Source organism: Rathayibacter sp. Leaf299 (genome assembly GCF_001423055.1).
GTDB lineage: Bacteria > Actinomycetota > Actinomycetes > Actinomycetales > Microbacteriaceae > Rathayibacter > Rathayibacter caricis.
In genome coordinates this window covers 1,524,041-1,546,740 of the sequence record NZ_LMNT01000001.1, presented here as the reverse complement: position 1 = coordinate 1,546,740, position 22,700 = coordinate 1,524,041, and the positions used below count along the sequence as shown (strand labels likewise).

Genomic DNA, 22,700 nt, shown 5'->3' with positions numbered 1-22,700 from the left:
AGTGTCGTCGGTGGTCGCGGACGGGTTCGTTCAGGGCGGCACGTCCACCGCGTCATCCAACTTCGGGAAGGCCACGAACCTGCAGATCCTGCAGAAAACGCCCTACCCCGACTGGGAGCAGTTCGCCTACCTCGGGTTCGATCTCTCCGAACTCGCTGACGCGGACATCGAATCCGCGACGCTCTCGTTCACCGCGAACACCGTCAGCAGCACCGCAACAGCCACCCTCACCGGCTACGCCGTCTCCGGGACCTGGAGCGAATCCACCCTCACCTTCGCGAACAAACCCGCCCTCGACTACCCCGTCGGCACGACGAGCATCACCGGAACCCCCAGCATCCGCACCCTCGACGTCACCGACTACATCCGCACCCAAACCGGCGACTCGAGCACCACAATCGCCCTCCGACAAGACGACGGCCCCGGCGGCCTCGGACCCCAGATCATCGTCAAATCCAAAGAGAGCACCGCCCCCGCCACCCTCGACATCCGACTCCGAGGCGCCGGCACCACCACCGTCACCNGGCGGCCTCGGACCCCAGATCATCGTCAAATCCAAAGAGAGCACCGCCCCCGCCACCCTCGACATCCGACTCCGAGGCGCCGGCACCACCACCGTCACTCTCGAAGGAAAGCGGTGAGTCGTCCGTAACAGGCGTCGACGTACGCCTCCAGCCCCTCAGCTGCAGCTGAGAAGCCGGACCCGCCGGTGCCGGTCGAATGGAGGCGCAGCAGTTCGTCGGCCAACTCGTCCGATGAGGGGCCGATTTGAATCAGCTGGTCGCCGACGACATCGGCGATCTCCTCGAGAGCCGGACTGGCGCGCGTCACGACGGTGCGACCACACGACAGGCCCTGCCACACCTTGTTGGCGATGACGGAGCGGGCTTTGAGGGAGTCTCCGAAGATGCCGAGTACCACGTCGCTCTCGCGGATGTGGTCAGGCAGCTTCTCCGCGGGGACGGCCTCGAGGAATCGACAGGCGGCCTGCACGCCCGCCGCTCGGACTCTTCGTTCCACCTCGGGCCTCGTCCTCCCGTCGCCGATGAGCGTCAGTTCGACCTTTCCCCGAAGCTCACTCTTGGCGATGGCGTCGATCACCAGGTCGACTCCGTGAAGCGGAATGTAGTTCCCGTAGTACAGCACTCGAAGGAGAGAATCCTCCCCGTTCCTCTTCCGCCCGGGCTGCGGAACAGCCCACGAGGGCGAGCCGACGGGAAGCGAGAGGACCTTCGCGCTCGGATGCCTGCGGCGAATCGTCTCCGCTCGCACCTCCGTATCGATCAGGTAGAGATCTGCGACGACGACCGCGCACCAGTCGAGTAGAGCCAGTACGCGAGCTCGCGGAGACACTGCAGACGCCTTCTCCAGGTCTCCGATGTCCGTCTCATACAGGCCGACGAATCCGTCCACGACCAGTCGGCATCTCGTCAACACCGCTATCGCCTTCGCGACCAGAGCATAGGAGAGACTGAATTCGGCGACGACGATGACGTCGCTCCGCATCCCGCCACGAAGAAGGTTCCTGACCTTCTCGATTTTGCCTATCAGGCCACGGGCGTTACCGACCGGTGCGAGCACTGCGACAGCGAGTCCTTCGCTTCTCAGATGACTTCTGATCCGTTCGTTCCGAGGATAAGAGACGTCAGGTACGGAGAAGTAGGCAATTCTCGCCGCAGGGCGCATGACTTGACCTTTCGTTCCAGTTCTCGGAGTCCGCACGGGCGCGACAGGACCGTCACCCACGAGACCTGCTCCAGTACAGTCGAGGGTATGACAACCAGAACCGTGAGCACGGCCACGACGGGCAACGGCGCCGCCGTAGCAGTCCTGGCGGGCGGACTCGTGGCCGTGGGGCTTCTCCTGGGACTCCTCGTCGGCTTTGAGAACTACGTCTACGTGTGGGCCGGTCCGCTGGCGCTCGCATTCGTCGTCATCATCCTCGGAGTTCCCGCCACCCACGTCAGGGGGGTAGCTGCAGTCGTGGCTCTGGCCGCGGTCTTCGTCGGCGGAGCGAATACAGCGCCGGTCGTCATCCAGGCGTCATCCCAGATGGTCGGTCTCGTGGTGATGGTGGTCGCCATGATCCGCGCGGCGCAGCTCTCCACCAGCCCGCGACCTTCAGCCGCCAAGCTCGCTCTGCTTCTCGTAACCGCATGGGTCGGTCTGATCGCCTTCTCTGCGCTTCTCAATGACGACATCGGCGGCACGCTCCCGATCGGTATCGCCGTTCCGGTGGTCGCGTGTGCGATGTTCTCGCAATTCTCGGAGCAGGATTTCGTCGTGTTCGCGCGTCTGCTCGTCCTGTTCGCATTCGGACAAGTAGCTCTCTCCGTCGTCGAATTCACCCTCAGCACTCCACCTGTCTGGGGCTTCTCCGATTCGGCGCCCAACGGCTACCCGAACCCTCTCCTCGGGGAAGGCATTCTTCGCTCCTCGGGTACAGCCGGGCATCCGATCGTCCTCTCAGTGATCTATCTCGTCACTTTCACGCTTCTCTGGAGGAACAGCGTCCAGTGGCCCCTCTCGGGGCGGGTGCTGGCTCTCCTGCTGATCGCGGTGGGGCTGGTCATCTCCGGCACCCGGAGCGCGCTCCTCGCCATCCTCGTCGCAGTCGTCGTCTCCGCCGTGCTCGCAGCGCGGACTTTCGGTGCCCGGCTGCGTAACGCCATCGTCGCCGTCACGGCCGCCGGTGCGTCCCTCCTGATCCCCTCGATCCGCGCATCTCTCGACGCCGCGCTGGCTGAACTCCTCAATTCGGGTTCCTACTCCCACCGTGCAGGTGCTTACGAGAGCATCGGCGAACTCATCACAAGGAGGTCTTCGTTCGAATCGTCCTTCGGCAGTGGCCGCAACTCCATCCCTGATCTCTTCGATCGGGGATTCCTGCAGCAGGACGGGTTCAGAGCGGTGGACAATCAGTTCGTCAACACCCTCGGTACCGGGGGCCTCGCTGCCGTCGTCGTCCTGTTCACGATCATCACCCTCGGGTTGATCGCCGGCTCTGCGACCAGCCGGATCCTCATCCTCAGCGTCGTGGTGATGTTCCTCTCGTTCGATGCACTCACCTGGTACGCGCCGAACATGCTGTTCTTCGCCCTCATCGGGCTCGCGGGCTCACGGGTGGGAAAGCGCTCCGCTGATTCTGCCGCGACCTCGTCAGCCGCCTTACCGTCGAGAGCCGCCGCTGCGCCGCTCCGCCGCAACGAGCGCGTCCTGACCCGGACTCGGTGACGGCGACAAGGCAGTTCCGGCCCGGCTTCGTTGTCGCGTCGTCGGCCGTTCTCCTACTGGCGGCAGGTGTCGTCGCCGGCCTTCCGCTGTACGTATTCCCCGTCTCGGACGACATCGATCACGTTGACGTGGTCGTCGTGCTCGGACCGATCGACCAGGAACGCCTGTGGACCGCCGAGTGGCTGATCGATCACGGCCGGGCGGATGCGCTCGTGCTGTCCGTGCCGCCGGACGGATCCAGCGTGACGGTGGACGGACGCGACTACTGCGCAAGCACGAAACTCTGCTTTATCGCGAGCCCGTCGACCACCCGTGGTGAAGTGTCAGCCGTCGAGGGGATAGCTCGACGAGAAGGGTGGACGGACATCGCGTACGTGACAGGCACTGCGCACGTCTCACGAGCACGGTGGATCGCGATGTCGTGCTCGACGCGGTCCGTCGCTGTCGTCGAAGCCCGCGAGAATCGGAATCCGGCGGAGTGGTTGTGGTCCTACGTCTACCAGACGGCCGGATTCCTCAAGGCAGCAGTCGTCGGATGCCTCGACGACTGAGTGGTGGGGAAGGGGTCGATCCGCTCCGCTGGCGAGACGTCGACCCATCGCCCCGGTTCTGCTGGCTCTGACCCCTGCGACGCCTCTCGTTCAGCGCACCGCCACCGTCGACCGGTCGCGGCCCGTCAGGTCGCGCTGCGTCGTCGCTCCGCGCCACCCGTCCGCGGTCAGCAAATCCCGGATCTCAGCCCCCTGCAGCTCTCCGTGCTCGATCACGAGCACTCCCCCGGGTCGCAGCAGACGGCGCGCAGTGTGTGACAGCTGGCGCACGACGTCCAGTCCGTCCTCGCCGCCGTACAGGGCGGCGGGGGGATCGAAGAGGCGGACCTCCGGGTCGCGGGGAATCGCGGCCGAGGGGATGTACGGCGGGTTGGAGACGACGACCGACACCGTGCCGTCGAGGTCGGGCAGAGCGTCCGCCAGATCGGAGAAGACGATGCGGGCGTTCTCGAGCCGCAGGCGATCGCGGTTCCCCCGCGCCCAGATGAAGGCCTCCACGGAGTTCTCGACACCGATGACGCGGGCGTGAGGGACCTCGTGTGCCAGGGCGAGCGCGAGGGCACCGCTCCCGGTGCCGAGATCGACAGCAAGGGGTGACGGGTCAGCGACGGAGCGCAGTGCGTCAATCGCCAGTTGCGCGACGCCCTCCGTCTCGGGTCGCGGCACGAAGACGCCGGGGCCGACCGCGAGCTCGATACTGCGGAACGGGGCGACTCCGGTGATGTGCTGGAGCGGCTCGCGGGCGGAGCGGCGCTCGACGAAGCGGTCGAACGCGTCGGCCATCGGCTCCTCGAGCAGGAGGCCGGTGATCAGCCGCGCCTGCAATTCGCCGCGCCCGAGGCCCAGGAGGTGACCCAGCAGGAGCTCGGCGTCGATGTCGGCGTTCGGGACGTGCGAGCGGGTCAGGCGCGAGACGGCGTCGGCGAGGAGGGCACGGGCGTCCACGGAGGTGGTCACCGCGCTCACGACTCCTCGGAGCCGATCTCGGCCAGGCGGGTCTCCTCGTCGGCCTGGATGGCGCTCTCGACGACGGGGTCGAGTGCTCCGTTCATGACCCCGTCGAGGTTGTACGCCTTGTAGCCGGTGCGGTGGTCGGCGATGCGGTTCTCGGGGAAGTTGTAGGTGCGGATGCGCTCGGAGCGGTCCATGGTGCGGATCTGGGTCTTCCGGGCGTCGGACGCGGCCGCGGCGATCTCCTCCTGCTGACGCGCGAGGATGCGGGCGCGCAGGACGCGCATGCCGGCCTCGCGGTTCTGCAGCTGGCTCTTCTCGTTCTGCATCGAGACGACGATGCCGGTCGGGAGGTGCGTGATGCGCACCGCGGAGTCGGTCGTGTTGACCGACTGGCCGCCAGGGCCGGACGAGCGGTAGACGTCGATCTTCAGGTCGTTCTGGTTGATCGCGACCTCTTCGGGAGCGTCGACCTCGGGGAACACCAGGACGCCGGTGGTCGACGTGTGGATGCGTCCCTGCGACTCCGTCACGGGGACGCGCTGCACGCGGTGGACGCCGCCCTCGTACTTCAGGTGGGCCCAGACGCCTTGCGAGGGGTCGGTGGCGTTGCTCTTGATCGCGACCTGCACGTTCTTGTAGCCGCCGAGGTCGGACTCGTCGCGGTCGAGGATCTCGGTCTTCCAGCCCTTCGCCTCGGCGTAGTGCAGGTACATGCGGAGCAGGTCGGCGGCGAACAGCGCACTCTCGGCTCCGCCCTCGCCGCCCTTGATCTCCATGATCACGTCACGGCCGTCGTCGGGGTCGCGCGGGATCAGGAGGCGGCGGAGCTTCTCCTGAGCGACGCGGAGGGACTCCTCGAGCTCCGGGACCTCCTCCGCGAACGCGTCGTCCTCGCGGGCGAGCTCGCGCGCGGCCTCCAGGTCCTCGCCCGACTGGATCCACGCGGCGTGCGCCGCCTTGATCTGGCTCAGCTCGGCGTACCGGCGGTTGACCTTCTTCGCGCGCGCCGCGTCGGCGTGCAGAGCCGGGTCGGAGAGCTGCGTCTGCAGGTCCTCGTGCTCGGCGAGGAGGACGCTGACGGATTCGAACATGAGAGGGGCCTGGCTTCCGGAGTGGGGTGGAGAAGTGGGGGTCTCGATACGCCGCCTTCGGCGGCTACTCGACCAGCAGAGGCGGGGCGGCAGGTCCGTTTCGACGGGCACCGACGCGTCCCCGGGGACGCGAAAACGTCCGCGGCCGCCCCTGAGAAGGGGCGACCGCGGACGTGAGGGCGCTAGTGGTGGCCGTTGCTGTGACCGGCGGTGGTCGGGCCCACGGCCGACTTCGAGACCTGCATCAGGAACTCGACGTTCGAGGACGTCTCCTTCAGGCGCGACAGGATGATCTCGAGCGCCTGCTGCTGGTCGAGGCCGGCGAGGGCGCGACGCAGCTTCCAGGTGATCTTGACCTCGTCCTGGCTGAGGAGCATCTCCTCGCGGCGAGTGCCGGACGCGTTGACGTCGACCGCCGGGAAGATCCGCTTGTCGGCGAGGTGGCGCGAGAGGCGGAGCTCCATGTTGCCGGTGCCCTTGAACTCCTCGAAGATCACCTCGTCCATCTTCGACCCGGTCTCGATGAGCGCCGTGGCGAGGATGGTGAGCGAGCCGCCGTTCTCGATGTTGCGCGCCGCACCGAAGAACTTCTTCGGCGGGTACAGCGCCGACGCGTCGACCCCACCCGAGAGGACACGGCCGGAGGCGGGCGCCGTCACGTTGTAGGCGCGGCCCAGACGAGTGATCGAGTCGAGCAGCACGACGACGTCGTGGCCCAGCTCGACGAGGCGCTTGGCGCGCTCGATGGCGAGCTCGGCGACGGTGGTGTGGTCCTCGGCCGGGCGGTCGAAGGTGGAGGCGACGACCTCGCCGCGCACGGTGCGCTGCATGTCGGTGACCTCCTCCGGACGCTCGTCGACCAGGACGACCATGAGGTGCACTTCGGGGTTGTTCTGCACGATCGCGTTGGCGATCTGCTGAAGGACGATCGTCTTGCCGGCCTTGGGCGGCGCGACGATGAGGCCGCGCTGTCCCTTGCCGATCGGAGCGACGAGATCGATGATGCGCTGGGTCAGCTTGCCCGGCTCGGTCTCGAGGCGCAGGCGCTCGGTCGGGTAGAGCGGCGTGAGCTTCTGGAACTCGACGCGCGCCGCGGCCTCCTCGACGGTCTGCCCGTTGATGGAGTCGACCCTGACGATCGCGTTGTACTTCTGGCGGCCGCCGCCTTCGCCCTCGCGAGGCTGGCGGATGGCGCCGACGACCGCGTCGCCCTTGCGCAGGTTGTACTTCTTGACCTGGCCGAGCGAGACGTAGACGTCGCTGACGCCGGGCAGGTAGCCGGTGGTGCGCACGAAGGCGTAGTTGTCGAGCACGTCGAGGATGCCGGCGACCGGGATGAGGACGTCGTCCTCGCTGATCTCGGGCTCGAAGTCGTCGCCGACGGTGGTGCCGCGACGCTTGCGGTCGCGGTAACGGCTGCGGCGGCCGTCCTCGCCCTCGGCCTGCTGGCCGTTCTGCGCGCCATGGGCCGGTCCGGCCGACTGCTGAGCGGCGGCGGGCTGGCCGTTCTGGTTGCCCTGCCCGTTCTGGTTGCCCTGGCCGTTCTGGTTGCCCTGGCCGTTCTGCTGCTGGCCGCCGTTCTGGCCCTGCTGGTCGGCACGGTCGTCGCTGCGGTTGCGGTTCCGGTTGCGGCGGTTGCGGCCGCGGCCGGTCCCCTGCTGCTCGCCGTTCTGCTGGTCGCCCTGGTTCTGGTCGGAGTCGTTCCGCGCCTCGGCGGAGTCGTCCGGGTTCGAGTCGACGGCCTCCGACTGCTCGGCCTGGTCGTTCTGCTCGGCGGCACCGCCGCGGCTGCGGCGACGGCCGCGACGCTCGCGCTGACCGCCCTCGCGGGAGGAGTCGTCGGAATCGGGCCCGTTGGGCAGCTCGATCTCGATGACCGGCTTCGGGGCCTGCTCGGCCTCGGGGATCTTCTCGATCACCGGCAGGTCGGGGATGAGCGACTCGACGCCCGTCCCTCCGGGGATGTTGAGGTGCTCGCCCGCGGCGACGGTGCCGCTGGACGCGCGACGCGAGCTCCGGCGACGGGGGGCGCGCTCGGCGGGCTCGGCGACCTGCTCCGCGGAGGGGAGCTCGATCTCGACCGGCGCGGCCTCGGCGACGGGCGACGGCGCCTCGTCGACGGTCGGCGCCGCCTGCTCGAGCACGTCGGCCGTGTCGGCCTCGGTGCTCTCGACGGGAACCGGCACCTCGGCCGGAGCCTCGAGCACCGGAGCGGCCTGCTCGGCCACATCGGCGGGCTCGGCCTCGACGCTGGTCGCGTCGACGATCGGCTCCTCGGACGCCGCGGCGGCGCGGAGGTCCGTGATCGCCTGCACGAGCTCGCCCTTGCGGAGCTTGGACGCTCCGCCGAGACCGAGGCTCGTCGCGAGAGCCTGGAGCTCTGCGACGCGGAGTGCCGACAGGTCGGCGTTGAGTTCCACGGTCGAGCCGTGGGTGTTGACATCTGTCACTGGAGAGGGTTCCTTCCCCCCGGGAACGACTGCTCACCGGGAGAGCTCATCGACCGTGCGGTTCCATCACGTGTTCTGATCCACGTGATGCTCTCGGTCGAACGCGCAGTCCCCCTCGGAAAGCGCAGGAGGAGCGCGGACGACCGGACGCCGAACTGCAAGAGAAGCAGTGGACGCCCTTCACACGATGCGATGGCCGTGGTTATCGGGACGATCCTTCGGACAGATTCCGCTCGTTACGCGGTTCCTCAGGATGCGATCCCCACTGTAGCACCCTTGAAGTCGACGGCCAGCATGTGGGCGCGCCACGGCGAGTGCGCCTCCTTCTCGACCAGTTCGGCCGCTGCGAGGCGCTGCGCAGGATCGCTGCAGAGCACCAGGACGCTGGGGCCTGCGCCGGACACGACGGCGGCGTAGCCGTGCGAGCGCAGGAGCGCGATCAGCTCCGACGTCTGCGGCATCGCTGCCGCGCGGTAGTTCTGGTGGAGCTTGTCCTCGGTCGCTGCGAACAGCAGCTCCGGGCTCTGGATGAGCGCCGCGATCAGAAGTGACGAGCGCGACACGTTGAAGACGGCGTCCTCGTGGGGCACGCTCTGCGGCTGCAGCGAGCGGGCGAGGCGGGTCGACATCTGGTGCTCGGGCACGAAGACGACGGGCGAGACTCCGCGGTGCACCATCAGGCGCTTGGAGCGCGGGCGCAGCGGCGCGTCGTCGGCACCGGACGGCTCGACCCAGGCGATGGTCAGGCCGCCGAAGAGGGCGGGCGCCACGTTGTCGGGGTGCCCCTCCATCTCGGTCGCGATGCGCAGCAGGTCGTCGGCGTCGAGCTCGACGATGCCGTCGAGCAGGCCCTTCGCGGCCATGATCCCCGACACGATCGCCGCACCGGAGGAGCCCATCCCGCGACCGTGCGGGATGATGTTGCGCGCCGTCACGTCGATGCCGGGCATCTCCTGGCGCTGGTCCTGGAAGGTGTAGGCGATGGCCTGCACGACGAGGTTCGTCTCGTCGGTCGGCACCTCCCCCTCGCCGACACCGTGCACGGTCACGCGCGCACCGGTCGCCGACACGGCCGTCACGTCGAGCTCGTCGTAGGACGACAGCGCCAGCCCGAGCGTGTCGAAGCCGGGCCCGAGGTTCGCGGAGGTCGCCGGGACCTTCACGTGGACGGTGCGGCCGACGGGAACCGCCGAGGTCATGCGCCGGCCAGCCCCAGCACGTCCGCGATCGCGGCGGTGTCCACCGGCACGACGGTCGGAGTGATGTCGGAGCCGTCGGCGGTGCGAAGGGCCCACTGGGGGTCCTTCAGACCGTGGCCGGTGACCGTCAGCACGACAGTGGCGTCCTTGGGGATCTGCCCGGCCTCGGCGCGCTCGAGCAGGCCCGCGACGCTGATGGCGGAGGCGGGCTCGACGAACACGCCGACCTCGCCGGCGAGCAGGCGGTACGCCTCGAGGATCTTCGCGTCGCTGATCGCGCCGAAGTAGCCGTCGCTGACGGTGCGCGCGTTGAGCGCGAGCTCCCACGACGCGGGGTTGCCGATGCGGATGGCGCTGGCGATGGTCTCGGGGTGGCGTACCGGCGCGCCGTGCACGATCGGCGCGGAGCCCTCGGCCTGGAAGCCGAACATGCGCGGCAGCTTCGTCGACTCGCCGCGCTCCAGCTCCTCGGAGTAGCCGCGGAAGTAGGCCGTGTAGTTGCCGGCGTTGCCGACGGGGACGATGTGGAAGTCCGGCGCGTCGCCCAGGACCTCGACGACCTCGAACGCAGCCGTCTTCTGACCGGCGATGCGGTCGGGGTTCACCGAGTTGACCAGATGAACCGGGTAGTTCTTCGCGAGGTCGCGGGCGATGTCGAGGCAGTCGTCGAAATTGCCCTGGACCTGCAGCAGCTGCGCATTGTGCGCGATCGCCTGGCTGAGCTTGCCCAGGGCGATCTTGCCCTCGGGCACGAGCACCGCGGCGGTGATGCCCGCGTGCGTCGCGTATGCGGCGGCGGAAGCGGAGGTGTTGCCGGTCGAGGCGCAGATGACGGCCTTGGCGCCGTGCTCGACGGCCTTCGAGATCGCCATGGTCATGCCGCGGTCCTTGAAGGAGCCGGTGGGGTTCATCCCCTCGTACTTGACCCAGACCTTCGCACCGGTGCGGGCCGAGAGGGCCGCGGCCGGGATGAGCGGCGTGCCGCCCTCGCCGAGCGTGATGACGGGGGTCGCCTCGGTCACATCGAGGCGGTCCGCGTACTCGTGCAGGACTCCGCGCCACTGCTTCGCCATCTCAGGCTCCTTCAACTCGTAGGACTGACGTCACGGCGCCGACGAACCCGTGGGAGTGCAGTGCGGTGACGGTGGCCGCCAGATCGGACTCTGCCGCCGCGTGCGTGCCGATGACCAGGGTAGCGGTCGGCTCGCGGCGCTCCGGACCGGACACCTGCTCCTCGAGCGGGTCGGCCGACGGCGGGGTCTGCACGAGGGTCTCGACCGAGACCTCGTGGTCGGCGAACACCCCGGCGATCTGAGCGAGCACACCCGGACGGTCCAGGACCTCGAGAGTGACCTGGTACCGCGTGGTGACGTGGCCGATGGGGAGGACGGGCAGCCCCGAGTTGGCGCTCGTGACGAGACCGGGGCCTCCCACGACGTGCCGCCGGGCGGCCGAGACGACGTCTCCGAGGACGGCTGAGGCAGTCTCGATGCCTCCTGCGCCCGCTCCGTAGAACATCAGACTGCCGGCGGCTTCGGCCTCGACGAAGACCGCATTGTTGGCGCCGTGCACTGCCGCGAGGGGGTGCGCACGGTGGACGAGGGCCGGGTAGACGCGGGCCGACACACCCTCCTCCCCCGTCTTCGCGTCGACGAGCCGCTCGCAGATGGCGAGCAGCTTGACGACGTAGCCGGAGTCGCGCGCCTGGTCGACCTGCTGCTTCGTGATGCCGGTGATGCCCTCGCGGTGCACCATCGTCACCGGGACGTCGGTGTGGAAGGCGAGGCGCGCCAGGATCGCGGCCTTCTGGGCAGCGTCGTAGCCCTCGATGTCGGCGGTCGGATCGGCCTCCGCGTAGCCGAGCTCGGTCGCACGGGCCAGCGACTCCTCGAGCGTCGCGTGCTCGGTGTCCATCCGGTCGAGGATGTAGTTGGTCGTGCCGTTGACGATGCCGAGGATCCGGTGGACCCGGTCGCCTGCGAGGCTGTCGCGCAGCGGCCGGATGATCGGGATCGCTCCGCCGACCGCCGCCTCGTAGTTGAGCTGCGCGCCGACCTGGTCGGCGGCCTCGAAGAGCTCGGTGCCGTGCGCTGCGAGGAGGGCCTTGTTCGCGGTGATGACGTCGGCTCCCGACGAGATCGCCTTCAGGATGTAGCTGCGCGCCGGCTCGATGCCGCCCATCAGCTCGACCACGATGTCGGCCCCGAGGATCAGCGCTTCGGCGTCGGTCGTCAGGTACTCGCGGGGGATGTCGGCGGTGCGCGGCGCATCGAGGTCGCGCACGGCGACCCCGGCGAGCTCGAGGGGCGCTCCGACCCGCTGGGCGAGCTCGTCCCCGTGGTCGAGCAGGAGTCGCGCCACCTGGGCACCCACGGACCCGGCGCCCAGGAGGGCGACCCGGAGGCTGCGGTACTCGATCATCGGCTGGTGGCCTTTCGTTCGATGCCGGCATCGCGGCGGAGGAGGTCCTCCTCGGTCTCGCCGCGCACGATGACGCGGGCCTCCCCGTCGCGCACGGCGACGACGGGTGGGCGGCCGAGGTAGTTGTAGTTGCTCGAGAGCGACCAGCAGTAGGCGCCGGTCGCGGCGACGGCGAGCAGATCGCCGGGGTGCACGTCGGCGGGCAGGAACTCGTCGTGCACGACGATGTCGCCCGACTCGCAGTGCTTCCCCGCCACGCGCACGAGCGCGGGCTCGGCGTCCGACACGCGGCCGGCGAGGCGGGCGGAGTAGTCGGCGCCGTAGAGCGCCGGACGCGCGTTGTCGCTCATCCCGCCGTCGACGCTGACGTAGCGGCGGACGCTCGTCGAGCCCGCGCCGCCCACGACGACGTCCTTGATCGTGCCGACCTCGTAGAGGGTGAGGCCCGCGGGACCGATGAGCGAGCGGCCGGGCTCGATCGCGATGTGGGGCACCGGGATGCCGTGGCGCGCGCACTCCGCCGAGACCGCGTCGGCGATGGCCGCGGCGATCTCGTCGATCGGAGTGGGGTCGTCGGCGCTCGTGTAGGCGATGCCGAACCCGCCGCCGAGGTTGAGGTCGGGGACGGGGCCGTCGGCGAGCAGGCCCGCGTGCACCTCGAGAAGGCGTGAGGCCGACTCCGCGAACCCGGCGGAGCCGAAGATCTGCGAGCCGATGTGGCAGTGGAGGCCGAGGAACCGCAGGCTCGCGTGCGAGCGGATGCGCGCGACCGCGGCCGGGCAGTCCGAGAGCGGGAGGCCGAACTTCTGGTCCTCGTGCGCGGTCGCGAGGAACTCGTGGGTGTGCGCGTGCACTCCGCTGTTGACCCGGAGGCGCACGTTCTGCACGCGGCCGTGACGCTCGGCGGCGGAGGCGACGCGCTCGATCTCGATGAGGCTGTCGAGCACGATCGCGCCGATGCCCGCGGCGACGACGCGGTCGATCTCGGCGACCGACTTGTTGTTGCCGTGCAGGCCCACGCGGGCCGGATCGACGCCCGCGGCCTGGGTGACAGCGAACTCGCCGACGCTGCACGCGTCGATGTTGAGGCCCTCCTCGCGCATCCAGCGGGCCACCTCGGTGGAGAGGAACGCCTTGCCCGCGTAGTACACGGTGACGTCGGTGCCGATGCGGCCGAGCTCGCGCTCGAAGGCCTCGCGCGTCTGCACGGCCCGGCGGCGGGCGTCCGCCTCGTCGATCACGTAGACCGGGGTGCCGAACTCCTCTACCAGGCGGGCCGCGGGAACGCCCGCGACGGCGAGGGAGCCGTCGGAGCCGCGGGCGACGTTGTCGGACCACACGGCGGGGTCGAGCGCGTTGGCGTCCTCGGGCTGCTCGAGCCAGTCGGGCGCTAGCGGATGACGCGGGGCGCGGGCGTGCGCGTCGTCGTTGTCCACGGGTGAGACCTCACAGGAGAGAGTGGGAGCGTCACTGCGTGGCGAGCGAGTCCGGATTGACCCCTGAAGCCAGCAAGTTCGATGAGTGCTGTCGGTGAATGCTGTCGGTGCCGGGCCCACGGGTGGCGCGGGCGCAGGCCTCCGATCCTACCGGGCGGGTGCACCCGCCCGAGTGCGCGGGGGTCGCGCGATCAGGGGCAGACGCCGGGCTCCTGCTGCGCGGGGTCGCTGAGGAACGTCGGAGCGAGCGAGAAGGTGGCGTTCAGCGACTCCTCGGCGACCTCGACGCCCGTGAGGGTGAGCCCGCGCGCGACCGAGTCCGCGATGCAGAGGGTGCCGGGACCGAGCAGTCCGTCCGTCAGCCCGCCGAAGCGCTGCTCCGCGTCGTCCGCCGGGAAGGTGGCTCCTGCAACGGTCACCTCGGACGGAGTGAGCTCGATCTGCCCGTCCACGGCGCCGAGCTCGAGTCCGACTCCGGCTGAGAGCGAGAGGCCCAGCACCTCGACCGAGGTCGCGACGCGCACGAGCGGCGGATCGAGCACCACCGAGTCGATCGGGACGGTGCTGCGCTCCGAGATGAGGTCGGTCACGGAATCGGCGTCGAGCGCCGTCGTCGCGGTGCCCGAGTCGAGGGCGCCGGAGCCGCTCGCGGGCACGCCCTCCAGGACCAGGGAGACGTCGCCGGTCAGCTCGTCGAGAGCGACGTCCTCAGTCCGGATGTCGAGTCGGTCGAACCGTCCCGAGATCAGCTGCGGGAGCACGGCCCACCCCGCGACGTCGACGTCGACGGGGTGATCGGCCGGGAGGTCGAGGGCCTCGCGGACGCTGGTCGCCGCGGTGTCGGCCACCTCTCGGCGCACGAGCGAGTCGGCGACGACCGCCGCGACGGCAAGGAGCAGGAGTACGACGACGATCACGACCGCGCCTCGGCGCGACCGCGATCGGCGGGGCGCCGGCGCCGGCGACGCGCTCACATCCGGTCCGGAGCGGCGACGCCGAGGAGAGAGAGCCCGTTGCGCAGGACCTGACCGGTGGCCTCGTTGAGGCGCAATCGCGTGGAGTGCACCGCCTCGATCGGGTCCTCGCCCTGCGGTACGACACGGCAGTTGTCGTACCAGCGGTGGTAGAGCCCGGCGATCTCCTCGAGGTAGCGGGCGATGCGGTGCGGCTCGCGCAGCTCGGCGGCGTGCGCCGTGATCCGCGGGAACTCCTGCAGGCCGCCCAGGAGGGCCGACTCGGTCGGGTGGACGAGCGTCTCGGGGGCGAACGGCTCGCGCGGCACTCCCGAGGCCTCGGCCTTCGCCGCGACCTGACGGGTGCGCGCGTGGGCGTACTGCACGTAGTAGACGGGGTTGTCGTTGCTCCGCTTCGTCAGCAGATCGAGGTCGATGTCGAGCGTCGAGTCGGCGGAGGAGCGCACGAGCGAGTAGCGCGCGGCGTCGACGCCGACGGCCTCGACGAGGTCCTCCATCGTCACGACGGTGCCGGCGCGCTTGGACATCCGGACGGCCTGGCCGTCGCGCAGCAGGTTCACCAGCTGCCCGATCAGGATCTCGAGGTTGACACCCGGCGTGTCGCCGAAGGCGGCGCACATCGCCATCATGCGGCCGATGTAGCCGTGGTGGTCGGCGCCCAGCATGATGATCGCCCGGTCGAAGCCGCGCTCGCGCTTGTCGAGGTAGTAGGCGAGGTCGCCCGCGATGTAAGCGGCCTCGCCGTCGCTCTTGATGATGACCCGGTCGCGGTCGTCGCCGAAGTCCGTGGTGCGCAGCCACGTCGCTCCGTCGGCCTCGTAGATGTGGCCGAGGCCGCGCAGCCGCTCGATCGCCCGCTCGACGGCGCGCGACTCGTGCAGGGAGTTCTCGTGGAAGTAGACGTCGAAGTCGACTCCGAACTCGTGCAGGCTCTGCTTGATCTCGCCGAACATGAGCTCGACGCCGATCGAGCGGAACGTCTCGTTCAGCTCCTCCTCGGGCAGGACCGAGAGGTCGCCCGGATACGCGGCGACGACACGGTCGGCGATGTCGGCGATGTAGGCGCCTCCGTAGCCGTCCTCGGGGGTCGGCTCGCCGCGGTGAGCGGCGAGGAGGCTGCGTGTGAAGCGGTCGATCTGCGCGCCGTGGTCGTTGAAGTAGTACTCGCGGGTGACCTCGGCCCCCTGCGCCAGCAGCACGCGGGCGAGGCTGTCGCCGACGGCCGCCCAGCGCGTGCCGCCGATGTGGATGGGGCCGGTGGGGTTGGCCGAGACGAACTCGAGGTTCATCCTCACGCCCGTGTAGAGGGAGCCGGAGCCGTAGGACTCCCCCGCCTCGACGATCACGCCCGCGAGGGCGCCGGCCGCGGCCGCTTCGAGACGGACGTTGAGGAAGCCGGGACCCGCGACCTCGACGCTGGCAACACCGTCCACGGCCCCGAGGCCCTCGGCCAGCTCGGCCGCGAGCTCACGCGGGTTCGCTCCGACCTTCTTGGCCAGCTTCATCGCGATGTTGGAGGCCCAGTCGCCGTGGTCGCGGTTCTTGGGCCGTTCGAGCACGACGTCGGCGAGAGCCGGCTCGGCGTCGCTTCCCCATCGCTGCACGGCGTCGAGGACGAGGGCGTGCAGGGAGGCGGCGAGCTGTTCGGGAGTCACGAGGGACGATTCTACCGGCCGGGTGCGGCTCCGCCGGGGCGCCCTCGACCCTGAACAGGGAGCGCTTGCTAGGGTGCACCGCATGCGACGCCCCGCCGCCCTCCTCCTCGTCGTCGCCCTCAGCGCGCTGACCGGATGCACCGCGGCTCCGGCTCCCGCTCCGAGTGCCGCCGGCGCGATCACCGGCACTCCGGTGCCGCTGACCTGCGAGGAGCTCGTCCCCGCCTCGGCGCTGACCGGGCTGTGGTCGGCGTTCACTCCCGACGACTCCATCGAGCGGACGGACGTCTCGACCGAGATCGCGGGCTATGACGGGCTGGTCTGCGGCTGGTCCGACGACACGGGCGGCGAGCTGCAGATCGCCGTGGCGCACCTCGACGCATCCCTGGTCGAGGCGCTCAAGAACGAGTTCTTCCGCACGAGCAACGCCGTCCCGACCTACGGCAAGCCGCCGGCCATCGAGGGCTACTACGAGGTGGCCTCCGGGCGAGGAGTGGCCGACGTGCTGCTCGACGAGCACTGGATCGAGGCGTCGAGCCCGTCGTTCGTCGAGCCCGGCGATCCCGAGCCGCTCGTGCGCGCCGCCGTCGCCGCGGTCGGAGCCTGACTTCAGCCGAGGCGGACGGGCGACACGTGGTCGTCCTCGACGGCCGTGTCGCACTCCGCGTCGACGCTCATCCCGGTGAGCGAGAGGTCGGTGAGGTAGCTGCTGAGGAACGCGGTGTCCGCGGTGTCGCGTCCCGACGAGATGCGGAGCATCGACCCGCGCGGAGCGAGCCGAGTCGCGTCGATCACGTGCCACGCGCCGGCGACCCACGCCTCCGTCACCGCGTGGAAGTCCTTCGGCTCGAGGCCGGGAGCGTAGACGGCACTGACCCGCGCCGGGATGTCGAGCGCGCGCAGCAGCCCGGCGCACGTGTGCGCGAAGTCGCGGCACACGCCCCGACCGCTGTCGATGACCTGCGCCGCTCCCCCGGTGGCGACGGTCGAGCCGTACTCATAGGAGAGGTGGCCGTGGACCCACGCCTCGACGGCCGTGAGAGCGTCGAAGCCTCGCGCGCGCCCGAACTCGCGACGGGCGATGCCGCCGAGCACGTCCGCCTCGGCGTACCGGCTCGGCCGGAGGTACTCCACCAGCTCGAGCTCGCTCGGCTCGTCGGGAGCACCGCGCCCCTCGACTCGCGCGCGGTACTCGACCCTCATCTCGCCCCGGTTCGCCTCCACGCGGTGGACGCGGGACCCGTGCCGGGCGGGGAACTGCCTCACGGGCAGCACCTCGCCGTCGAGCAGGACCGAGAAGGAATCCTCGAACGAGTCGCCCGTCTCCGCCGCGGCCACGAGGAAGATCAGGTCGGTCGGCCCGGAGAGACGCAGGTCCAGCGAGGCGGAGACGGTGCGCAGCATGGCTCCATCGTGGCACGCCCCACGGCACGTTCCGGCGTCGGATCGGCCTCCGGCCGGGTGCTAATGTGGTCAGGCACTCCTGGCCCCCATAGCTCAGGGGATAGAGCACTGCCCTCCGGAGGCAGGGGCGTAGGTTCGAATCCTACTGGGGGCACCGTCCCCCTCTTTCGAATCCGGCGCAGATCTCGCCGTGCGCGAATTGTCTCCCCAGGCCGCTGAGCCCCCGGCAACCCTCGCCCCGCCGGTGAGCTGGTTCGCGCCATTTCGCGGAGCAATCGCGCAGGGCCGCTGGGAACCGCACCGCCGGACGCAAAGCTCGTGTTGGATCGAGCGGTCAGTGCGATCGTCGTCGGCCACGGAGATCAGTGGCGTCGCATCCTCGGAGGACAGGCGTTCGACGCCGCCGCGCACCTGCACGCCGAGGCCCTTGAAGCTCTTGCCATCCATCCTCGAGGGGAAGAAGACCCATGCCGTCAGCCCGCTCACGACTGCTCACCTCTTGGTCACGTGCTCTCAGACGGCGCCCTGCTACGAAGGTCAGGCACGATGTGCAAGGGCTCAGAGCGATCGCCGTCGTGGTGGTCGTTCTCGACCACCTCGTGCACTGGCCGAGCGGCGGGTTCGTCGGAGTCGACGTGTTCTTCGTCATCTCCGGGTTCCTCATCACGGGACTCCTCATCCGCGAGTACGAACGGTCGGGGACGATCTCGTTCACGAACTTCTACCGTCGCCGGATCCGGCGGATCATCCCCGCCTCCTTCATCGTCCTCGTGGCCACATCTCTCGCAGCGTTCATCCTCCTCAACCGGAGCAGGGCATGGACGACGACGTGGGACGCGGTGTGGGCTGCCGCCTTCTCTGCCAACTGGCGTTTCGCCTCCACCGGAACCGACTACTTCGCGTCGGCTTCCCCGCCGTCGCCGTTGCAGCACTTCTGGTCGCTGTCCGTCGAGGAGCAGTTCTACTTCGTGTGGCCGTGGCTCATGCTCGTCGTCCTCTTCTACGCGGTCGGACGGGCCGGGAGAAGCGCCAGCGGACGACGCACGCGCCTCACGGCCGGCGCACTCATGGCAGTGCTGACCACCTGCTCGTTCGTGTGGTCGGTCGTCGAATCGTCAGCCGACCCCACGGTTGCCTACTTCTCGACGTTCAGCCGCACGTGGGAGCTGGGGATCGGCGCCCTCGTCGCGATCGTCGCGCCTGTCTTCGATCGGATCCCTGCCGTCGTCCGCCCGATTCTCGCTTGGAGCGGTCTAGCGGGCATCGCTGCGTCGGTGTTCCTCATCAGTCCCTCGCTCACGTTCCCGGGACCGTGGGCGCTCGCTCCCGTCCTCGCGACGGCAGTCGTGATCGCAGCCGGCACGGGAGTGGCCCAGCAGCGCTTCGTCTGGCCGCTCACGAACCGGGCTGTCACCTACGTCGGGGACATCAGCTATTCGCTCTACCTCTGGCACTTCCCGGTGATCGTCCTGTCGACGGTCCTGATACCGGCGGGAACCGTCGACTACTACGTCTGGTGCGCGGTGGTGATCGCAGCGATCTCGATCGCGTCTTATCACCTGATCGAGGTACCTCTTCACCACTCTCCCCTGCTGGACCGGTTCCGGAGCGGACAGGATCGCGCGGCTGCCTACGCGACCTGGCGGAGGACGCACGCCACTCGGTACAAGTACGGGAGCGTCGGGCTGCTCGCCGCGATCGTCGCGCCCGTCGTGCTCGGCGCCTTCGCTCCGCAACCGACTGACACCTCGCCGACCAGGGAAGTCGCGGCGCCGGTCTCGACAACCGGGCCGGCGCCGACGTTCCCGCCCGCCGTCGCGGCCCTTCAAGCCGACATCGTCACCGCGGCGGCCGCGACGGAGTGGCCTCAGAACCTCTCTCCTTCTTTCGACGAGATCATCGCCGAGAATCCGACCGAGCCTGAGATCTCGCGCTGCGCCGGTGAGCGCTTCCCCGATCTCGACTCCTGCACTTTCGGAGCGGACGAGGCACCGCGCTCGATCGTCCTCATCGGCGACTCCATCGCCGTCGCCTACGCACCGGCCTTCCGCCGATTCGCTGAGGAATCGGGCGGGCAGTGGAAGGTGACGCTGCTGGGCGCCTACGGCTGCACCTTCATCGACGTCTCCGTCGCGAACGCCGATCAAGGACTCGTCGATGCCTGCGCGGGGCGGAAGCGCGACGACATCCGGGTCATCAACGAGATGAAGCCGACGCTGGTCGTGGTCTCCAACACGTATGTGCCGCGGAGAGCCGCGGACGGCGGCGTCATCGCCCTCGAGGACTGGGGACCGGCGATGCGTCGACTCACCGACCAGTTCCAGGCCTCCACGCAACATCTCGTGCTCCTCTCGCCGCCTCCTGATGAGATCGACATCGCGCAGTGCTACTCGCCGGTGAAGAGCATCGGAGACTGCGCCTCCCGCATCGGGTCGGACTGGACGGCGATGAAGGAGGTCGAGACCTCGTTCGCGAGTGAGATCGGGGGAACCTGGATCGATTCGTCACTGTGGAACTGCACCCCCGAAGGCGTCTGCCCGGCGTTCGCCGGTTCCACACCGACGAAGTTCGACCGGGTCCACATCACTCCGGCGTTCGCAGTCCAGCAGGCGCCCGCGCTCCGCGAGGCCTTCGTCGAAAGCGGACTCGTCGAGTAGGCATCCGCCGCACTCGCTCTCGACGACTAGAGGGCGGCCGAGCGTGAAGCGCATCGGCGAACGGCTGCACCCCGTCGCTCAGTTCATCAGGCCAGGCAGAAGAGGGGCGGACCGGCCGACCCGAACAGCTCCCATGCTGAATATCCGGCGAATCCTCCTCTTCTCTGACACCCGTACGGGTGCGCTCGTGTCGTGAATCAGCGTATGATCGGCGCACGCGCCACCCCGAGTGCAGACCCGAAACCTCACTCGTCCCCCGATGGAACCCCGGTGCGTGAATCCCTGGAACGATCATGCTCATCGAACTCCCGCCCCGACTGACGGGCGCCCGTCTCCTCCACCTCAACCACAAGAAGTGCGAAGCGTGCGGCAGCAATCGTGCCCGCCGTCACTCCCCCTTCTGCTCGCAGGAGTGCGCAAGCACGTTCGTCTACTACGACTGAGCGGCCGCGCTCCTCGCGGAGCCACCCCGAAGATCCCTCGAACGGCTCTCAGGAACGCTCGTTCCTGAGAGCCGCGTCGTAGGGTGAGGCCCGTGAAGATCCTTGTCGTGGAAGACGATCCGGCCATGGGCGAAGCTCTCGTGGGGGGCCTCGGCGATGCCGGCTACGAAGCCGTGCTCACCACCAACGGAGTGGACGCGCTGGTCGCGTTCAGCAACGCGGAGTTCTCGGCGGCGATCGTGGACGTGATGCTGCCGGCCATGTCGGGCTTCGAGATCTGCCGCCGCATCCGCGAGCTCGGCCGGTCGACTCCGATCATGCTGCTCACCGCGCGGGACGCGATCGAGGACCGCGTCTTCGGACTCGACGCCGGAGCGGACGACTACCTCACCAAGCCGTTCGCCTTCACCGAGCTGAATGCTCGACTGCGCGCTCTACTGCGACGCAGCCCCTCGCTCATGTCGACCTCGATCGAGGTCGGACGGATCACGGTCGACGGCTCCAGCATCCGCCGCACTGCCGACGCCAGCCGCATCCACGTCAGCCCCAAGGAGCTCGAGCTCCTGAAGCTCCTCATCACACCCGTCGGATCCGTCGTCACGCGGCAGCGCATCCTCTCGGAGATCTGGGGCGGCGGCGAGATCGTCGACAACAACATCGTCGACCAGTACGTCAGCTACCTCCGCAAGAAGCTCCCCACCGACGACACCGGAGTGACCATCGTGACGGTGCGCGGCAAGGGCTACTTCCTCCGCCCGGTCGACTAGCCGTGGCAGCCCCGGCGCAGCCCGAGAGCAGACGGCCCACCGCCCTCTCCATCCGCGCGCGGATCACCATCGGGAGCGTCGCGGTCGCGTCGGTCCTGTTCGCACTCGCGGCGCTCCTCTTCTACCAGGTCGTCTCCGGGATCGTGGAGCGCAGCGAGCGGACGATCCTCACCTCCATCGAGGACGAGATCCGACGCGACATCTCGGCCGGCAACGTGCCCCGCGCCCCGGCGACCTCGACCGGGCAGCTCTACCTCGCTCTAGCCCCCGACGGCTCTGTCGGCGCCACGACCATGCCGACCGCCCTCACCGACGCGGTGCTCGAGGACCTGCGGGAGACCGGAGCAGACACCACCGCTCGCTACGAGCAGCTCACCACCGGGAGCACGAGCTATCTGGCACGCGTCGCCGCGATCGACGACGAGGGAGCGACGTGGTCGGTCGTGACCGCACGGGATCAGGCCGCCTCGCAGCTGGTCCTCGACGACTTCGCGCACGTGCTCGTCTACGCCGCGATCTTCCTCGTGGTCACGTTCGGGCTGGCGTCGTGGATCCTGACGGGCACCGCGCTCGCTCCGGTCCGCCGGATGCGGGCCCGGGCCGATCAGATCGCCGCCGATCCCGGGCAGGGCGATCAGCTGCCGGTCGTGGGCACCCGCGACGAGATCGACGAGCTCGCCGAGACGCTCAACGCGTTCCTGCAGAAGCAGAGCGCCTCGCTCGCGCGGGAGAAGCAGATGGTGTCGGATGCGAGCCACGAGCTGCGCACTCCCCTGGCCGCGCTCTCGGCGCAGCTCGAGATCGCGCACCACCGGGTCGACGACGCCGCGGCCGTCGACCGCGTGATCCTGGACGCGCGCAAGAGCGTCGACCGCCTGGTGCGCCTCGCCTCCGCACTGCTGGACATCTCACGGATCGAGAGCCGGTCGGCGCGCCCCACGTCGCCGTTCGCCGAGCTCGTCGACGAGCTGGTCTCGGCCGTCGACCGCACCCGGCTCCTCGCGGCGGAGTCCGGGGTAGAGATCGACTACGAGATCGACGAGCGCGAACCCGCTCGCCTCTACGGAGTCGCGGCGCAGGATTTCGGGAGAGTGATCGACAACCTGGTCCGCAACGCGATCCAGGCGCTGGAGCGCGGAGGGACGGTGGTCGCCACGGTCGCCCAGAAGGACGGACGGCTGCTGCTCTCGGTCGCGGACGACGGACCGGGCATGCCCGACGAGTTCATCCCGGTCGCCTTCGACCGCTTCTCGCGCCCGGACGACTCACGGACTCTGGCGTCGGGCGGGAGCGGGCTCGGACTCGCACTGGTGCACACGACGGTGCTGTCGGCCGGCGGGACGGTCGGGATCGCGAATTGGGAGCCGCACGGGCTCGTGGTCGAGATCGTGCTGCCGCCGGTGGGGTCGGCGGCAGGGTAGGCGGGGCCTCCCGATCGGTGTCGGAGCGGCTCGGGCCTACGGG

17 protein-coding genes, 1 tRNA gene and 1 pseudogene are annotated in these 22,700 nt (G+C 69.4%); 8 read left to right on the top strand and 11 right to left on the bottom strand.

The window, feature by feature from the left end:
• Position 1: 1 nt before the first annotated feature.
• Positions 2-523: pseudogene (locus tag ASF48_RS20105) on the top strand (CBM96 family carbohydrate-binding protein); the annotation flags it as partial.
• Between the two features lie 95 nt (positions 524-618).
• Here ASF48_RS20105 and ASF48_RS07350 read toward each other — a convergent pair.
• Positions 619-1,581, bottom strand: a complete 963-nt coding sequence (locus ASF48_RS07350) for a glycosyltransferase (RefSeq protein ID WP_162238026.1) — start codon at positions 1,579-1,581, stop codon at positions 619-621.
• Positions 1,582-1,773: 192 nt separating this feature from the next.
• On the opposite strand from ASF48_RS07350, the gene ASF48_RS07345 reads away from it, so the two are divergent.
• Together ASF48_RS07345 and ASF48_RS07340 are read left to right on the top strand one after the other, a co-directional pair.
• Entirely contained in the window at positions 1,774-3,234 is a 1,461-nt protein-coding gene (locus ASF48_RS07345) for an O-antigen ligase family protein (protein ID WP_055788584.1), read from the top strand.
• Positions 3,231-3,785, top strand: coding sequence for a hypothetical protein (locus ASF48_RS07340; RefSeq protein WP_055788581.1), 555 nt, complete (start codon positions 3,231-3,233; stop codon positions 3,783-3,785). The genes ASF48_RS07345 and ASF48_RS07340 overlap by 4 nt, the downstream gene beginning before the upstream one ends.
• Before the next feature lie 90 nt (positions 3,786-3,875).
• Here ASF48_RS07340 and prmC read toward each other — a convergent pair whose 3' ends face one another.
• The 9 genes from prmC to argS form a co-directional block, all read right to left on the bottom strand.
• Positions 3,876-4,751, bottom strand: a complete 876-nt coding sequence (prmC, locus tag ASF48_RS07335; protein ID WP_055788578.1) for a peptide chain release factor N(5)-glutamine methyltransferase — start codon at positions 4,749-4,751, stop codon at positions 3,876-3,878.
• The gene (gene prfA, locus ASF48_RS07330) at positions 4,748-5,830 is read right to left on the bottom strand and encodes a peptide chain release factor 1 (RefSeq protein WP_055788573.1); all 1,083 of its coding nucleotides are present in this window, start codon (positions 5,828-5,830) and stop codon (positions 4,748-4,750) included. Before prfA ends, prmC begins: the two co-directional genes overlap by 4 nt.
• A 182-nt stretch (positions 5,831-6,012) precedes the next feature.
• Positions 6,013-8,280 (bottom strand): transcription termination factor Rho, encoded by a 2,268-nt coding sequence (rho, locus tag ASF48_RS07325; RefSeq protein ID WP_055788571.1) that lies wholly within the window; start codon positions 8,278-8,280, stop codon positions 6,013-6,015.
• A 248-nt stretch (positions 8,281-8,528) separates the two neighbouring features.
• Positions 8,529-9,479 (bottom strand): homoserine kinase, encoded by a 951-nt coding sequence (gene thrB / locus ASF48_RS07320; RefSeq protein WP_055788568.1) that lies wholly within the window; start codon positions 9,477-9,479, stop codon positions 8,529-8,531.
• Positions 9,476-10,552, bottom strand: a complete 1,077-nt coding sequence (gene thrC, locus ASF48_RS07315) for a threonine synthase (protein WP_055788563.1) — start codon at positions 10,550-10,552, stop codon at positions 9,476-9,478. The genes thrB and thrC overlap by 4 nt, the downstream gene beginning before the upstream one ends.
• A gap of 1 nt (position 10,553) precedes the next feature.
• A complete protein-coding gene (locus ASF48_RS07310) occupies positions 10,554-11,900 on the bottom strand; it encodes a homoserine dehydrogenase (protein ID WP_055788561.1) in 1,347 nt (448 codons plus the stop codon).
• The gene (gene lysA / locus ASF48_RS07305) at positions 11,897-13,336 is read right to left on the bottom strand and encodes a diaminopimelate decarboxylase (RefSeq protein ID WP_055788559.1); all 1,440 of its coding nucleotides are present in this window, start codon (positions 13,334-13,336) and stop codon (positions 11,897-11,899) included. Before lysA ends, ASF48_RS07310 begins: the two co-directional genes overlap by 4 nt.
• A gap of 191 nt (positions 13,337-13,527) precedes the next feature.
• Entirely contained in the window at positions 13,528-14,253 is a 726-nt protein-coding gene (locus ASF48_RS07300; protein WP_055788556.1) for an LmeA family phospholipid-binding protein, read from the bottom strand.
• Positions 14,254-14,306: 53 nt separating this feature from the next.
• Positions 14,307-15,965 carry an arginine--tRNA ligase gene (gene argS / locus ASF48_RS07295; RefSeq protein WP_055788553.1) on the bottom strand — a complete coding sequence of 553 codons (1,659 nt, stop codon included), beginning with the start codon at positions 15,963-15,965 and terminating at the stop codon, positions 14,307-14,309.
• A gap of 82 nt (positions 15,966-16,047) precedes the next feature.
• Between argS and ASF48_RS07290 the strand changes: the two genes are divergently transcribed.
• On the top strand, positions 16,048-16,572 hold the full coding sequence (locus ASF48_RS07290) for a hypothetical protein (protein WP_157603079.1): 525 nt from the start codon (positions 16,048-16,050) through the stop codon (positions 16,570-16,572).
• Positions 16,573-16,574: 2 nt separating this feature from the next.
• Here ASF48_RS07290 and ASF48_RS07285 read toward each other — a convergent pair whose 3' ends face one another.
• Entirely contained in the window at positions 16,575-17,369 is a 795-nt protein-coding gene (locus ASF48_RS07285) for a transglutaminase-like domain-containing protein (RefSeq protein ID WP_055788548.1), read from the bottom strand.
• Positions 17,370-17,451: 82 nt separating this feature from the next.
• Here ASF48_RS07285 and ASF48_RS07280 point away from each other — a divergent pair.
• From ASF48_RS07280 to ASF48_RS07265, 4 genes are all read left to right on the top strand, one after another.
• Positions 17,452-17,523 (top strand) — tRNA-Arg (locus tag ASF48_RS07280).
• A gap of 394 nt (positions 17,524-17,917) precedes the next feature.
• Positions 17,918-20,026, top strand: coding sequence for an acyltransferase family protein (locus ASF48_RS07275; RefSeq protein ID WP_162238025.1), 2,109 nt, complete (start codon positions 17,918-17,920; stop codon positions 20,024-20,026).
• 535 nt (positions 20,027-20,561) lie between these two features.
• The gene (locus ASF48_RS07270; protein ID WP_055789126.1) at positions 20,562-21,236 is read left to right on the top strand and encodes a response regulator transcription factor; all 675 of its coding nucleotides are present in this window, start codon (positions 20,562-20,564) and stop codon (positions 21,234-21,236) included.
• Positions 21,237-21,238: 2 nt separating this feature from the next.
• Positions 21,239-22,657, top strand: coding sequence for a sensor histidine kinase (locus ASF48_RS07265; RefSeq protein ID WP_055788542.1), 1,419 nt, complete (start codon positions 21,239-21,241; stop codon positions 22,655-22,657).
• Positions 22,658-22,700: the final 43 nt, after the last annotated feature.

What these genes read in the sequence shown, in the direction of transcription:
- ASF48_RS07345 (WP_055788584.1), top strand. Translation starts at nt 1,774, where the DNA reads ATGACAACCAGAACCGTGAGCACGGCCACGACGGGCAACGGCGCCGCC.
- prfA (WP_055788573.1), bottom strand. Translation starts at nt 5,830, where the DNA reads ATGTTCGAATCCGTCAGCGTCCTCCTCGCCGAGCACGAGGACCTGCAG.
- thrB (WP_055788568.1), bottom strand. Translation starts at nt 9,479, where the DNA reads ATGACCTCGGCGGTTCCCGTCGGCCGCACCGTCCACGTGAAGGTCCCG.
- thrC (WP_055788563.1), bottom strand. Translation starts at nt 10,552, where the DNA reads ATGGCGAAGCAGTGGCGCGGAGTCCTGCACGAGTACGCGGACCGCCTC.
- ASF48_RS07310 (WP_055788561.1), bottom strand. Translation starts at nt 11,900, where the DNA reads ATGATCGAGTACCGCAGCCTCCGGGTCGCCCTCCTGGGCGCCGGGTCC.
- ASF48_RS07290 (WP_157603079.1), top strand. Translation starts at nt 16,048, where the DNA reads ATGCGACGCCCCGCCGCCCTCCTCCTCGTCGTCGCCCTCAGCGCGCTG.
- ASF48_RS07285 (WP_055788548.1), bottom strand. Translation starts at nt 17,369, where the DNA reads ATGCTGCGCACCGTCTCCGCCTCGCTGGACCTGCGTCTCTCCGGGCCG.